The organism is Mycobacterium sp. E1214 (assembly GCF_001666755.1).
Lineage (GTDB): Bacteria > Actinomycetota > Actinomycetes > Mycobacteriales > Mycobacteriaceae > Mycobacterium.
The window spans coordinates 75,970-90,192 of sequence record NZ_LZJC01000165.1; the positions used below are offsets into that span (position 1 = coordinate 75,970).

Consider the following 14,223-nt stretch of genomic DNA (forward strand, 5'->3'; position numbering starts at 1 on the left):
CAAACGGGCGGCGTCGCGCGCCACCACCGCGCAGCGCCCACCAGGGCGGTCGCCCGGACCCTTTACGATGCAGAGTATGCAGACCCGCCGCCGTCTATTGGCCGTCCTCGCATCCCTATCCCTCGCCACCGCCGTCGTCGCCGGCTGCTCCTCGGGCTCGAAGCAGAGCGGCGGGCCGTTGCCCGACGCGACCACGCTGGTCAAGCAGTCGGCCGACGCCACCAAGGCCGTCAAGAGCGCGCACATCGCGTTGAGCGTCCAGGGCAAGATCCCCAGCCTGCCCATCAAGACGCTGACCGGTGACCTCACCACCGCCCCGGCAACCGCGGCGTCGGGCAACGCCACGATCATCCTCGGCGGGTCGGACATCGACGCCAACTTCATCGTGGTCGACGGCAAGCTGTACGCGGCCATGACGCCGAACAAATGGGGCGACTACGGCAAGGCGTCCGACATCTACGACGTCTCGCTGCTGCTGAACCCCGACACCGGCCTCGGCAACGCGCTGGCCAACTTCAGCAACGCCAAGGCCGAGGGCCGCGAAACCATCAACGGCCAGAACACGGTGCGCATCAGCGGCAACGTTTCCGCTGACGCGGTGAACAAGCTGGCGCCACAGATCGCCGCCAGCGGCACGGTGCCCAGCACCGTGTGGATCCAGGAGGGCGGCGACCACGAGCTGGTGCAGGCCAACCTGCAGAAGAGCGAGGGCAACTCCGTGCAGATCACGCTGTCCAACTGGGGCGAGCAGGTTCAGGTCACCAAGCCCCAGGTGAGCCAGTGACCGCTCAAACCGGACGCCGGGTCGCGATCAGCGCGGGCAGCCTGGCGGTGCTGCTGGGCGCCTTGGACGCCTACGTCGTCGTGACGATCATGCGCGACATCATGACCGACGTCCACATCCCGATCAACCAGCTGCAGCGCATCACCTGGATCATCACGATGTACCTGCTCGGTTACATCGCCGCCATGCCGCTGCTGGGCCGCGCGTCCGACCGGTTCGGCCGCAAGTTGGTGTTGCAGGTCAGCCTGGCGCTGTTCATCGTCGGCTCGGTGATCACGGCGCTGGCCGGGCACTGGGGCGACTTCCACCTGCTGATCGCCGGCCGCACCGTGCAGGGCGTCGCCAGTGGGGCGCTGCTGCCCGTCACGCTGGCCCTCGGCGCCGACCTGTGGGCGCAACGCAACCGCGCCGGCGTGCTGGGCGGCATCGGCGCCGCGCAGGAGCTTGGCAGCGTGCTGGGCCCGCTGTACGGGATCTTCATCGTCTACCTGACTCACGACTGGCGCTACGTGTTCTGGATCAACGTCCCGCTGACCCTGATCGCGATGGTGATGATCCAGTTCAGCCTGCCATCGCACGACCGGGTGGAGAACCCGGAGAAGATCGACCTGGTGGGCGGCGCGCTGCTGGCGCTGGCCCTGGGCCTGGCGGTCATCGGCCTGTACAACCCGCAGCCCGACGGCAAGACGATCCTGCCGAGCTACGGGTTGCCGCTGGTCATCGGCGCGGTCGTGGTCACGGTGCTGTTCCTGCTGTGGGAGCGCTTCTCGCGTACCCGGCTGATCGAGCCGGCGGGTGTGCACTTCCGCCCGTTCCTGGCCGCGCTGGGCGCGTCCCTGTGCGCGGGCGCGGCGCTGATGGTGACGCTGGTCGACGTGGAGCTGTTCGGCCAGGGGGTCTTGCAGATGGACCAGACGCAGGCCGCCGGCCTGCTGCTGTGGTTCCTCATCGCGTTGCCGATCGGGGCGGTGCTGGGCGGGTGGATCGCCACCCGGATCGGGGACCGCATCATGGCCTTCGTCGGCCTGCTGATCGCCGCGTACGGCTACTGGCTGGTCCACTTCTGGCGGCAGGACGTGTTGAGCCACAAGCACAACGTGTTCGGGCTGTTCCAGCTGCCCGTCTTGCACACCGACCTGCTGGTCGCCGGTATCGGCCTCGGCCTGGTGATCGGGCCGTTGACCTCCGCCGCGTTGCGGGTGGTGCCGTCGGCGCAGCACGGCATCGCCTCGGCCGCGGTGGTGGTGGCCCGGATGACGGGCATGTTGATCGGTGTCGCCGCGCTCAGCGCGTGGGGCCTGTACCGGTTCAACCAGATCGTGGCCAACCTGACGGCCGCCATCCCGCCCGACGCTGGGCTGCTCGAACGGATCGCCGCGCAGGGTTCGATGTATCTCAAGGCATTCGCCTTGATGTACGGCGACATCTTCAGCGCGACGGTGGTCATCTGCATCCTGGGTGCGCTGCTGGGCCTGTTGATCGGCGGCCGCAAGGAGCACGCCGACGAGCCGGAACCGGTTGAGCCGCAGACCGTTTCCCTGGGCGAGCGGTAGGCGCGCCGCCCGGTCAGTGGCCGGGGCGGGGCACCAGGCTGAGCACCAGGTCGGGCCCCACCCGTTCGACGGCGTCGAACTGCCAGCGCGACGCCCGGGCCATGGTCGAGACGCCGACGTCGTCGACCGCGGTGACGGGCCCGCCCAACAGGATCGGCGCCACGTAGCTCAGGATCCGGTCGACGGCGCCCGCCCGCAGGAACGCACCCGCCAGCGTGGGGCCACCCTCGAGCAGCACGTCGGTGCGGTCCGACAGCGCCTTGATCACCTCGGCCGGGTCGCGGGTGCGGATCACCATGGTCCGCGAGTCGTCGTTGAGAACCCTTGCCTCCGAGGGGATTTCGCGCTCGCCGACCACCACCCGCAGCGGTTGCCGCTCGGCCAGTGAGCCGTCGGGCAGCCGCGCGGTCAACGCCGGGTCGTCGGCCAGCACGGTGCCCGTGCCCACCACGATCGCGTCGGCCATGGCCCGGCGCCGGTGCACATCATGCCGCGAGGCCTCGCTGGAGATCCACTGGCTGGAGCCGTCGGCGGCGGCGCTGCGGCCGTCGACGCTGCTCGCGTATTTCCACGTGACATGCGGCCGGCCGGTCCGCTGCTTGTGCAGCCACTCCCGCAGCGGACCGCCGGCGACCTCGTCGGCCAGCACGCCGGCGCGCACCCGCACCCCCGCTTCCTCGAGCCGGGCCGCTCCCCCGGCCGCGACCGGGTTGGGGTCCGCGACGGCGTAGACCACCGCCGCCAGGTTCGCGGTCAACAACGCGTCGACGCAGGGCGGGGTCTTGCCGTGGTGGTTGCACGGCTCGAGCGTCACCACCGCCGTGCCGCCGGTCGCCAACTCGCCGGCACGGCGCAGCGCCAGCACCTCGGCGGGGGGGCCGCCGGCCGGCTCGGTGCCGCCGACGCCGACCACCTCACCGCCAGGGTCCAGGATCACTGCGCCCACCGGCGGGTTCGGGTAGGTCGTGCCTTTCACGTGCATCGACTGCTCGATGGCCAGGCGCATGGCCGCCTCGATGCCGTTGTCGGGCACGGTCATCCGCGCAGGTGTGGCGACGCCGCGGCGGCCTGGCGCCGCAGCGCCTCGACCGCGGCCTCCGGGTCCTGCGCGCCGTACACGGCCGACCCGGCCACGAAGCAGTCGACGCCGGCCTCGGCCGCCTGCTCGATGGTGTCGGAGTTGATGCCGCCGTCGATCTCGACCAGGATCGTCAGCTCCCCCGCCTCGATCAGCTTGCGCGCGGCGCGGACCTTGCCCAGCACGTCGGGGATGAAGCTCTGGCCGCCGAAGCCCGGCTCCACCGACATGATGAGCAGCGTGTCGAAATGCGTCAGCACCTCCAGGTAAGGCTCCAGCGGAGTTGCCGGCTTGACGCTGATGCCCGCCTTGGCGCCCGCCGCGCGGATGTCGCGGGCGACCCCGATCGGGTTGTCGGTGGCCTCGGCGTGGAAGGTGACGTTGTAGGCCCCGGCCTCGGCGTAGGGCGGCGCCCAGCGGTCCGGGTCCTCGATCATCAGGTGGCAGTCCATCGGGATCTTCGTCGCCGCCAGCAGGCTCTCTACCACCGGCAGGCCGAGGGTCAGGTTCGGCACAAAGTGGTTGTCCATCACGTCGACGTGCAGCCAGTCGGCGCCGGTCACCGCGGCGGCCTCGTCGGCGAGCCGCGCGAAATCTGCGGACAGGATCGAGGGCGCGATCAGCGGTCTCCCGGAATTGCCAGCCATGAGCGCCACCTTACTGAGCCCCGATGAGGGCTTCACGCCTCGCGGCGCAACGCGGCGGCGAACATCGCATCGGTGCCGTGGCGGTGCGGCCACAGCTGCACGTACGGCCCGGCGCCCAGCCGGTCGACGCCGTCGAACAGCGGCCGGGTGTCCAGCGCGGACACCGGGTGACGGCGCAGCGCGTCGGCGACCACGCCGACGGTCTCGGCCAGGTGCGGCGAACAGGTGGCGTACAGCACCACACCGCCCGGGCGGGTCAGCGCGATCGCGGCGGCCAGCAGCTCGCGTTGCAGCTTGGCCAGCGGCGGCACGTCGCTGGGCTGCCGCCGCCACCGCGCCTCCGGCCGGCGGCGCAGCGCCCCCAGCCCCGTGCAGGGGGCGTCGACGAGCACCCGGTCGAAGCCGGGCTCCAGCCCACTCTCGCGACCGTCGACCCGCACGACGTCGACCGGCAACCCGCGGGTGTTCTCGGCCACCAGGTCGGCGCGGCGCGGGGCGGGCTCCACCGCGGTGACGCGCGCCCCTGAGCCGACGCCCAGCGCCGCCAGCAGCGCCGTCTTGCCGCCCGGTCCGGCGCACAGGTCGAGCCACCGGCCCGCGTCGGCGTCGACCGGGGCCAGCGTCAACGCCCGGGCGACCAGCTGGCTGCCCTCGTCCTGCACCAGGGCGGCACCGTCGCGCACCGGCGTCAGTTGCCCCGGGTCCCCGCCGGGCAGGTACACCGCGTACGGGGAATACCGCCCGACGGTGCCCCCCACCGCGTCGGCCAGCTCGGCGGCGCTCACGGCGGTCGGGCGGGCCGCCAGGTGGACCTGCGGCCGCTCGTCGTCGCTGGCCAGGATCGCCGGTAGTTCGCCCGCGGCTGCGCCCAGCGCGTCGGCGAACGCCTGCGCGACCCAGCGCGGATGGGCCCGCGTGAAGGCGGCGTGCCCGATCGGGTCGCGCGCCGCGTCGGGGGCGAGCTCGGCGACCCACGACGCCTCGTCCCGCCCCGAGATGGTGCGCAGCACCCCGTTGACGAAACCCGCTCGGGCCGAATCGAATTCGATGCCCGCCTGCTCGACGGTGGTGGAGACGGCGGCATGCGCGTCCACGCGGGTGCGCAGCAGTTGATAGGCCCCGAGCCGCAGCAGGTCGAGCAGCTTCGGGTCGATCGCCTCCGGCGCGCGCTTGGCGGCCGCACCGATGATCGCGTCGAGCAGCCCGCGGCTGCGGCAGGTCCCGTAGGTGAGTTCGGTGGCGAACGCCGCGTCGCGGCCGGTGATGCCGCGCTCCCGCAGCAGCGCCGGCAACGCCAGGTTCGCGTAGGCGTCGCGCTCGCTCACCGCGCGCAGCACGTCGAGCGCGGCGGCGCGCGCCGGGTCGAGGGGCCGGCGCCGGCGGCGCGGTGCCGCGCTCACGACGCCCGCGCCTGCGGGTCCAGCCGGGCTCCGCGGGCCCAGTCGGTGGCGTCCATCGGCCTCTTGCCGGGCGGCTGCAGGTGGCCCAGCCGCACGGGCTGCGATCCCGTGCCAACCCACACGCTGTTGCGGCCGACGTGAATCGCGCCGGGCGTCAACGGGATCGGCGCCTCGTCCAGGTGCACCGGCCCCAGCTTGACGCGCAGGTCACCGATCATGGTCCACGCGCCCGGGTTGGGCGTGACGGCCCGCACGCGGCGCTCGACCACCAACGCCGGCAGGTCCCAACGCACCCTGGCCTCCTCGACGGTGATCTTCGGCGCCACGCTGACCCCCTCGGTCGGCTGCGGCCGCGGCGTCAGCGTCTGGTCGGCGATGCCGTCGAGCGTCGTCGACAGCAACGCCGCGCCCGAGACGGCCAGCCGGTTCAGCAGGTCCCCGGCGGTGTCGGTGGGCCGGATGGTCTCGGTGACCACGCCGTAGACCGGCCCCGAATCCAAACTCGGTTCGATCAAGAAGGTGGTGGCGCCGGTGAGGGAATCGCCCGCCGCGATCGCCGCCTGGACCGGCGCCGCGCCCCGCCACGCGGGCAGCAAGGAGAAGTGCAGGTTGATCCACCCGTGCGGCGGCACCGCCAGCAGGCCGTCCCGCAACAGGGCGCCGTAGGCGACCACCGCGCAACAGTCCGGCGCCAGCTCCGCCAGCTCGGCGACGAACTCCGCGCTGTTGGGGCGCGCGGGCCGCAGCAGCGGGATGCCATGGTCGAGCGCCTCGCGGGCCACCGGCGACGGCTCGGGCCTGCCGCGCCGGCCGGCGGCGGCGTCGGGACGGGTCAGCACCGCGATCACCTCGTGCCGCGGCGATTCGATGAGGCGACGCAGCGCTGGGAGCGCGGGTTCGGGGGTGCCGGCGAAAACAAGACGCACCGGCACAGTGTAGGGAGCGGGCGAAGGCGCTCAGGCGATGCCGTCTTGCGCGTGTATATTGTTGCTTATACACATTGTTGCTACTACTTACTGTTATGGCGTCAGCCCATGACGACGATGTCGGCAGCCGGCCCCACTTCACCCCAGGAGGTTCGATGACCATCGACGCCGCTACCAACCGCACGGTGTGGGCGCTGGGCGATTACGCCCTGATGGCCGAGGAGGTGATGGCGCCACTCGGCCCGGTTCTGGTCGAGGCGGCCGGCATCGGCCCCGGCACGCGGGTGCTCGACGTCGCCGCCGGTTCCGGCAACATCTCGCTGCCGGCCGCCGCCGCGGGCGCCGAGGTGGTGTCCAGCGACCTGACGCCCGAGCTGTTGGCCAGGTCGCAGGCCCGCGCCGACGCCCGCGGCCTGACCCTCGACTACCGCGAAGCCAACGCCCACGCGCTGCCGTTCGGCAACGGCGAGTTCGACATCGTGGTCTCGGCGATCGGGGTGCAGTTCGCCCCGGACCAGCAGCGCGCCGCCGACGAGCTGGTCCGGGTCTGCCGCCCGGGTGGCACCATCGCCGTGATCAGCTGGACGCCGGGCGGCTTCTTCGGCCGGATGCTCGCCACCATCCGGCCCTACCGGCCCAGCCTGTCCCAGGCGACGCCGCCCGCGACGTTGTGGGGGCGCCCCGGCTACGTCGCCGCCTTGTTCGGTGACCGCGTGCGCGAATTCCGCGCCGCGTTCGGCCTGTTGACCGTCGACCGGTTCGCCAGCGCCGAGGCCGTCCACCGCTACTTCAAGAGCAATTACGGGCCGACGATCGAGGCCTACGCCAACATCGGGCACAACCGGGTGCTGGCCGACGAGCTGGACGCCCAGCTGGTCGAACTCGCCGAGGAGTACCTCGTCGACGGCGCCATGCAGTGGGAGTTCGTGTTGGTGACGGCCGAGAAACGCTGAGCGGCCTACAGGTCGAAATCGGCGTCGAGGTGCACGTCGGGCTCGCCGCCGGCGGCGGTGAACGCCGTCAGGGCGCGGACCAGCCCGTGGCGTTCGGCGGGCGGCATCTTCTCCACGATCCCGGCGATCTCGGCCCGCCGGTGGGCGGTGACCTGCCGCACCACCTCGCGGCCGCGCGGCGTGAGCGCGGCGAGCAGCTCGCGCCGCGAGGTCGGGTGCGGTAACCGGTCGATCAGCCCGGCGGCCACCAGACGGTCGACCATCCGGCCGGTCGCCGATGGTTGCACCCCGAGCAAACCCGCCAGGGTCGCCAGGTTGACCGGCCCCCGGTTCGACAGGATCACCAGCGTGCGGAACTGCGGAATGGTGATGGTGTCGTCGACCTGACCGATGGAGCGCGCCGACATCGCCATCAGCAACCGGGAAGCCGTCAACAGGGAATCGGTGATGACGTCCAGTGACTCGTCGACCGTGGCCGGATTGTCCGCTGCCATGTGGCCCTCCTCGACGATCGCGTCCGGGTTGTCGGCGGCTGAAGAGAGAAAGTGTAGCAACCTTCCAATATCGTAGACAGTGATTGTTGACTACGCGCACAATGCCCCCCGGCTATGGTGCTGAGCTAGCCGATGTGCAGGGGATCGATCTGCACGCGCGCGGGCTCGCCGGTCTGTCGCGCGCTGACGACGCCGATCCCCCGGCGCAGCGCGGCCGCCAGCGCCAGGCCCTGCGGCCGCGGGACGCGCACCAGCATCCGGGTCACCGGCGCGTCGGCGGCTATCCCGGCCGGGCGGCGCACGCCGGCCGGCAGGTCCACCGGGCCTAGCAGGTCGGCCTCCGGAGGCAGCTGCGCCTCCTCGAGCAGTTCGCGCACCGCGGCAGGTGTGCCGTCCACGGCGGCCATATGCACGCAGGGCGGCAGGCCCAGCTCGGCGCGCGCGGCCCACTCGGCTTCGGCGTGGCCGACCGGGTCCCAGCGGATCAGCGACTGCACCGTCGGGATCGTCGAGTCGGCGACCGCCAGCACGACGCCGCCGGCACCGCGGGGGCGGACCAGCGCGGCGGCGCTCATCCAGCGCCACAACGCGTCCTCGGCGGCGCGTAGGTCCTGGCGGCCCAGCAGCGCCCAGGTGTCCAACAGCAACGCCGCCCCGTAACCGCCAGGCGCGCGCGGCTCCGCGCCCGGGGTGGCGATCACCAGGGCCGGTCCGGCGCCGATCCCGGACACCACCCCGTCGCCCGACGACGTGATCACCGGTGTCCCGGGGAACGCGCGGCCCAGTTCCTCCGCGGTGCGGCGGGCGCCGACCACGACGGCGCGCACCGCGTCCGAGCCACACCGGGCGCAGCGCCGCGTCGGGTCGAGGCGCCCACACCAGCGGCACACCAGCGCCTGGCCGCCGTCCTGCAGCGACAGCGGGCCCGTGCACTGCCGGCACCGGGCGATCGCGCGGCAGCGGGCGCACGCCAGCGACGGCACGTACCCGCGGCGCGGCACCTGCACCAGCACCGGCGCGTCGGCCTGCAATGACGTTCGGGCCGCCCGCAGCGCGACGGACGGGAGGCGCGCGGTCCGCGCGGCCGGGTCCCGTTCGTCGGCGTAACCGGTGTCGTCGAGGGCGACCACCCGCGGGCTGCGGGCGCGCACCACCGGCCGCGCCGCGACGACGTCGTGCGCCCAGCCGCTGCGCACCAGCGCGTGCGCCTCCGCCGTGCGCGCGTAGCCGCCGATCAGCGCCGCGCACCGGGCCTGATGGGCGCGCAACATCGCCACCTCGCGGGCGTGCGGGTAGGGCGCCCGCGGCTCGGCGAGGCTGTCGTCGGCGTCCGACCACACCATGACCAGCCCCAGGTCGGCGAGCGGCGCGAACACCGCGCTGCGGGTGCCGATGACCAGCCGCGCGGTGCCCCGCAGCGCGGCGAGCCAGCGCCGGTACCGGGCCGCGGGCCCCAGGCCCGCCGACAGCGCCACCACCGCCGATTCGTCGATCAGGCCGGTCGCGGCCTGCCCCAGCGCGTCCAGGTCGCGCTGGTCCGGCACGATCGCCAGGGCCGACCGGCCGGCCCGGACGGTCTGCGCGGCCGCCTCGGCCAGCCGCTCGGGCCACGACTCCCCGGGCAGCGCATGCCAGACGGCCCGGGCGGCCCGCGACTCGGCCAGGGCGGCCAGGAACTGACCGCCGCGGCCGTAGGCCTGCCAGCCCGACGGGTCGACGGGCGCCGGGACGGGCACCGGGCCGGACGCGGCCGGCTCCCGTTCGGCGCGGGCGTGCCGGGCCGGCACCGCCAAGCGCAGCACGTCGGGGCGGGTCCCGGCGTAGCGCGCGGCCACCGCGTCGACCAGCCGCCGGATCTCGGGGGTCAGCACGGGCTCGGGCGACACCACGCGGTCCAACCAGCCGAGCTTGCCCGCGTGGTCGGTGTCGTTGCGGCGTTCCAGCACGAAGGCGTCGACCAGCCGGCCGTGAAACCGCACCCGCACCCGCACCCCGGGCTGGGCGTCGTCGGACTGTTCGGCCGACACCAGGTAGTCGAACTCCCGGTCCAGGTGCGGCACCGACAGCATGGGCAGGACCCGGGCGATCGGCTCGACCTCGACGGGGGTGCGCGCGACCTCGGTCACGGCGCCGCCGGAAGTCGAATCGTAGTGATGTGCACAGTGTCACCGCCCGGGCACACCGTACCGGCGATCGTCGACAGTCAGGTCTCCGCGGGGTCGTCCGGCGCGGGGCGCCCGCGGCCGAAGAAGAATCCCGCGGTGATCAGGATCTGCGCCGCGGCGTACGACCACCAAACCGGCACGGCCAGCGCCTCGTTGCCCAGGACGAAGCGGCCGATGGCGATCATCGAGTCCGACGCCGCGAAGCACACCGCGCCCACCGCGGTCCAGATCGTGGGCAGCCGCGCCGACAGGGCCGCGCACACCATGGCGGTCAGCACACCGATGTAGACCGTGACCGCCGGCTGTTGCGCGCCCAGCCGCGGCCACAACCAGACCAACTGCGCGGCGGCCACCACGCACATCGAGACCACCGCGACCAGCCGCGGTTTCGACGGACGGGCGCGCAGCGGGAGCAGCGCGCCGAGAAAACACAAGTGCGCCAACAGGAATGCGGCCAGGCCCACGACGAACGACGGCGCCCACCACGGGATCGCCAGCGCCCAGTCGCCGACGGCCGATAACAGCAGCGCGGGCATCAGCCACCGGCGCTCGCGGACGTCGGCGTGCCCCGCCGCGGCCAACGTCAACAGCAGCGCCATCGAGGCCTTGAACGCCGGCTGCAACACCCAGTGCCCGGTGAGCTCCGTGCCCGGTACCGAGTTCAGCGCCAGCACCGTCAGGTACACGCCGTAGCCCAGCGCCAGCCAGCCGGCCAGCACCCAGCCGCCCGCCACCAGGCGAGGTGCGTACGGTACCTCCATGCCCAGCTTCGACAACACCGCCGACGAACGGCCCGGGATCGACCCCATCCTGCAGAAGGTACTGGACGCGGTTCCCTTCCGGCTATCGACCGAGGACGGCATCGACGCCGCGCGGCAACGGTTCCGCGACCTGCCGCGTCGGCCGCTGCACCCCGAACTGCGGGTCGAGGACCGCACCATCGCGGGCCCGGCGGGCGGTGTCGGCATCCGGATTTATTGGCCCGCAACCCATTCCGTCGACGAACCGGCGCCCGTGGTGATGTTCTTCCACGGCGGCGGTTTCGTGGTGGGCGACCTGGACACCCACGACGGCACGGCTCGCCAGCACGCGGTCGGCGCGGATGCCGTCGTGGTGTCCGTCGACTACCGGCTGGCGCCCGAGCACCCCTACCCCGCCGCCGTCGAAGATGCATGGGCCGCAACGCTTTGGGTGGTCGAGCACGCCGAGGAGCTGGGGGTGGACCCGAACCGGCTCGCGGTGGCCGGCGACTCGGCCGGTGGCACCCTGGCCGCGGTGATGGCGCAGCGCGCCCGTGACAACGGCGCACCGCCGGTCGCCTTCCAGCTGCTCTGGTACCCCTCCACGATGTGGGACGCGCGGCTGCCGTCGTTCACCGAGAACGCGGCGGCGCCGATCCTGGACGTCGAAGCGGTGGCGGAGTTTTCGCGCTGGTACGCCGGCGAGGCCGACCTGTCCAACCCGCCGCCGGGCATGGCGCCCGGCCGCGCCGACGACCTCAGCGGGTTGGCGCCGGCCTACATCGCCGTCGCCGGGTACGACCCGCTGCGCGACGACGGCATCCGTTACGGCCAGCTGCTGGCCGCCGCCGGCGTCGCCACCGAGGTGCACAACGCCGAGACGCTGGTGCACGGCTACCTCGGCTACGCGGGCGTCGTCCCGGCCGCCACGGCCGCGCTCGACCGCGCGATGGGCGCGTTGCGAACCGCCCTGCACGGCTGAGGCCGTCGCGTACGGTGAATCCATGAGCGAGCCGAGCACCACGCGACCCGCAATCGACCCGGCGTTGAAGGCGGTTCTCGACGCCTTCCCCCTGACGTTCCGGGCGTCCGACGGCGTGCAGGCCGCCCGGTCGCGGCTGAAGCTGCTCAAGGTGCCGCCGGAGCTGCTGCCGCAGCTGCGCACCGAGGACCGCACCGTCGCGCACGGCGACCAAGGCGACATTCCCGTGCGCATCTACTGGCCGACCGACACCGCCGCCGACCCGTTGCCGGTGGTGGTCTTCTACCACGGCGGCGGATTCTGCTTGGGCGACTTGGACACCCACGACCCCGTGGCCCGCGCGCACGCCGTCGGCGCCGAGGCCATCGTGGTGTCCGTCGGCTACCGGCTGGCGCCCGAACACCCGTTCCCGGCCGGGGTCGACGACAGCTGGGCGGCGCTGCGCTGGGTCGCCGAGCACGCCGCCGAACTGGGCGGCGACCCCAGCCGGATCGCCGTGGCCGGCGACTCCGCCGGCGGCAACCTGGCCGCGGTGATGGCCCGCCTGGCCGTCGACAACGGCGGCCCCGCCCTGGCGTTCCAGTTGTTGTGGTACCCGGTGGCGGCCGCCGACCTGTCGCTGCCGTCCTTCACCGAGAACGCCGACGCGCCCCTGTTGAACCCGCGACGTCATCGACGCCTTCCTGTCCTGGTATCTGCCCGACACCGACATCAGCGACCCGACGGTGCTGCCGCTGACACTGGCGCCGGCGAACGCCGCCGACTTCGCCGGGCTGCCACCAGCCTACATCGGCATCGCCGAACACGACCCGCTGCGCGACGACGGGGCCCGCTATGCCGAATTGCTCAGCGCCGCAGGGGTTCCGGTCGAGCTGGTCAGGGAGCCGATCCTGGTTCACGGCTATGTCAGCTTCGCGTTGGCCATTCCGGCCGCCGCGGAGGCCACCGAACGCGGCCTCGTCGCGTTGCGTAAGGCGCTGCACCCCTAGGGAGGCCCCATGAGCTCACCCGTGCCGGCGAGCCCGGACCACGACGTCGTCATCGTCGGCGCCGGCTTCTCCGGCATCGGGGCCGCGATCAAGCTCGACAAAGCGGGTATGACCGACTACCTGGTGATCGAGGCCGGTGACGGCGTCGGCGGGACGTGGCACTGGAACACCTACCCCGGAATCGCCGTGGACATTCCGTCGTTCTCCTACCAGTTCTCCTTCGAGCAGAACCCGCGTTGGTCGCGCACCTACGCCAAGGGTCGCGAGCTGAAGGCGTATGCCGAACACTGCGTCGACAAGTACGGCATCCGCTCGCGAATCCGGTTCAACACCAAGGTGATCGGCGCCGAGTTCGACGACGACCACGCGCTGTGGCGGGTCCGGACCGACCGCGGTGACGAGCTGACCGCCCGGTTTCTGATCAGCGCCAGCGGCGTGCTGACGGTGCCGAATCTGCCCGACATCGACGGCGTGGACTCGTTCGCCGGCCTCACCATGCACACCGCCCGCTGGGACCACGCCCAGGACCTGACCGGCAAGCGCGTCGCCGTCATCGGCACCGGCGCCTCGGCCGTGCAGGTCATTCCGGAGATCGCGCCGATCGTGGCCCAGCTCACCGTCTTTCAGCGCACCCCGATCTGGTGCTTCCCCAAGTTCGACGTCCCACTGCCGGTGCCCGCGCGCTGGGCGATGCGGGTCCCCGGCGCCAAGAGGGCGCAGCGGCTGCTCAGCCAGGCCTTCGTGGAGGTGACCTTCCCGATCTCGGCGCACTACTTCACGGTGCTGCCGCTGGCCAACCGCATGGAGGGGGCCGCCAGGGCGTATCTGCGACAGCAGGTCCGCGACCCGGCGGTGCGCGACCAGCTCACGCCGCGCTACGCGGTGGGGTGCAAACGGCCCGGCTTCCACAACGGCTACCTGGCCACCTTCAACCGGGACAACGTGCGGCTGGTCACCACGGCGATCGACAAGATCACGCCCTCGGCGGTGGCGACGACCGACGGCGCGGCCCACGAGGTCGACGTGCTGATCCTGGCCACCGGCTTCAAGGTGATGGACCCCGACAGCATGCCCACGTTCGCGATCACGGGCAGCGGCGGCACGACGCTCAGCGAGTTCTGGAACTCCCACCGGTTGCAGGCCTACGAGGGCGTCAGCGTCCCCGGCTTTCCCAACATGTTCAGCATCATGGGCCCCTATGGGTACGTCGGCTCCTCGTATTTCGCGCTGATCGAGACGCAGACGCACCACATCGTCCGGTGCCTCACGCGCGCCCGGCGCGGCGGCGCGACGCGCGTCGAGGTGACCGCGGCGGCCAACGACCGGTTCTTCGCCGAGATGATGCGCAAGCGGCACCGCCAGATCTTCTGGCAGGACAGCTGCCGGCTGGCCAACAGCTACTACTTCGACAAGAACGGCGACGTGCCGTTGCGACCCACCACCACGCTCGAGGCCTACTGGCGCAGCCGCCGCTTCGACCTCGACGACTACCGATTCACCGCCTAGGAGACG

At 72.5% G+C, this 14,223-nt stretch carries 12 protein-coding genes and 1 pseudogene; 6 read left to right on the forward strand and 7 right to left on the reverse strand.

Annotated features, from left to right (window positions below):
• Positions 1 to 76: 76 nt before the first annotated feature.
• Both A5700_RS23575 and A5700_RS23580 read left to right on the forward strand, forming a co-directional pair.
• Positions 77 to 784, forward strand: a complete 708-nt coding sequence (locus A5700_RS23575) for an LppX_LprAFG lipoprotein (protein WP_068067194.1) — start codon at positions 77 to 79, stop codon at positions 782 to 784.
• Entirely contained in the window at positions 781 to 2,337 is a 1,557-nt protein-coding gene (locus A5700_RS23580) for an MFS transporter (RefSeq protein ID WP_068067191.1), read from the forward strand. The genes A5700_RS23575 and A5700_RS23580 overlap by 4 nt, the downstream gene beginning before the upstream one ends.
• Positions 2,338 to 2,350: 13 nt before the next feature.
• On the opposite strand, the gene ribD is transcribed toward A5700_RS23580, so the two are convergent.
• The 4 genes from ribD to fmt are packed head-to-tail and all read right to left on the reverse strand — an operon-like array spanning position 2,351 to position 6,388.
• The gene (ribD, locus tag A5700_RS23585) at positions 2,351 to 3,376 is read right to left on the reverse strand and encodes a bifunctional diaminohydroxyphosphoribosylaminopyrimidine deaminase/5-amino-6-(5-phosphoribosylamino)uracil reductase RibD (RefSeq protein WP_068205062.1); all 1,026 of its coding nucleotides are present in this window, start codon (positions 3,374 to 3,376) and stop codon (positions 2,351 to 2,353) included.
• The gene (rpe, locus tag A5700_RS23590) at positions 3,373 to 4,071 is read right to left on the reverse strand and encodes a ribulose-phosphate 3-epimerase (protein ID WP_156671409.1); all 699 of its coding nucleotides are present in this window, start codon (positions 4,069 to 4,071) and stop codon (positions 3,373 to 3,375) included. Before rpe ends, ribD begins: the two co-directional genes overlap by 4 nt.
• A 23-nt stretch (positions 4,072 to 4,094) precedes the next feature.
• A complete protein-coding gene (locus tag A5700_RS23595; RefSeq protein WP_068067186.1) occupies positions 4,095 to 5,462 on the reverse strand; it encodes an RsmB/NOP family class I SAM-dependent RNA methyltransferase in 1,368 nt (455 codons plus the stop codon).
• Positions 5,459 to 6,388 carry a methionyl-tRNA formyltransferase gene (fmt, locus tag A5700_RS23600; RefSeq protein ID WP_068067347.1) on the reverse strand — a complete coding sequence of 310 codons (930 nt, stop codon included), beginning with the start codon at positions 6,386 to 6,388 and terminating at the stop codon, positions 5,459 to 5,461. The genes A5700_RS23595 and fmt overlap by 4 nt, the downstream gene beginning before the upstream one ends.
• A 155-nt stretch (positions 6,389 to 6,543) precedes the next feature.
• Here fmt and A5700_RS23605 point away from each other — a divergent pair, with 155 nt between their 5' ends.
• Positions 6,544 to 7,341 (forward strand): class I SAM-dependent methyltransferase, encoded by a 798-nt coding sequence (locus tag A5700_RS23605; protein WP_068067185.1) that lies wholly within the window; start codon positions 6,544 to 6,546, stop codon positions 7,339 to 7,341.
• Between the two features lie 5 nt (positions 7,342 to 7,346).
• Here the strand turns inward: A5700_RS23605 and A5700_RS23610 are convergent, their stop codons facing one another.
• From A5700_RS23610 to A5700_RS23620, 3 genes are all read right to left on the reverse strand, one after another.
• On the reverse strand, positions 7,347 to 7,835 hold the full coding sequence (locus A5700_RS23610) for a MarR family winged helix-turn-helix transcriptional regulator (RefSeq protein ID WP_068067184.1): 489 nt from the start codon (positions 7,833 to 7,835) through the stop codon (positions 7,347 to 7,349).
• Positions 7,836 to 7,960: 125 nt separating this feature from the next.
• Complete coding sequence (locus tag A5700_RS23615) at positions 7,961 to 9,904, reverse strand: primosomal protein N' (RefSeq protein WP_068067342.1); 1,944 nt, start codon at positions 9,902 to 9,904, stop codon at positions 7,961 to 7,963.
• Positions 9,905 to 10,038: 134 nt separating this feature from the next.
• The gene (locus A5700_RS23620; protein WP_068067178.1) at positions 10,039 to 10,761 is read right to left on the reverse strand and encodes a lysoplasmalogenase; all 723 of its coding nucleotides are present in this window, start codon (positions 10,759 to 10,761) and stop codon (positions 10,039 to 10,041) included.
• Here A5700_RS23620 and A5700_RS23625 point away from each other — a divergent pair.
• The 3 genes and pseudogenes from A5700_RS23625 to A5700_RS23635 all read left to right on the forward strand — a co-directional run bounded on the left by A5700_RS23625 (position 10,760) and on the right by A5700_RS23635 (position 14,217).
• Positions 10,760 to 11,722 (forward strand): alpha/beta hydrolase, encoded by a 963-nt coding sequence (locus A5700_RS23625; RefSeq protein WP_068067176.1) that lies wholly within the window; start codon positions 10,760 to 10,762, stop codon positions 11,720 to 11,722. The two genes, A5700_RS23620 and A5700_RS23625, sit on opposite strands and share 2 nt — an antisense overlap.
• Positions 11,723 to 11,744: 22 nt before the next feature.
• Positions 11,745 to 12,711, forward strand: a pseudogene (locus A5700_RS23630) (alpha/beta hydrolase).
• A 9-nt stretch (positions 12,712 to 12,720) separates the two neighbouring features.
• The gene (locus A5700_RS23635) at positions 12,721 to 14,217 is read left to right on the forward strand and encodes an NAD(P)/FAD-dependent oxidoreductase (protein ID WP_068067173.1); all 1,497 of its coding nucleotides are present in this window, start codon (positions 12,721 to 12,723) and stop codon (positions 14,215 to 14,217) included.
• Positions 14,218 to 14,223 lie beyond the last annotated feature (6 nt).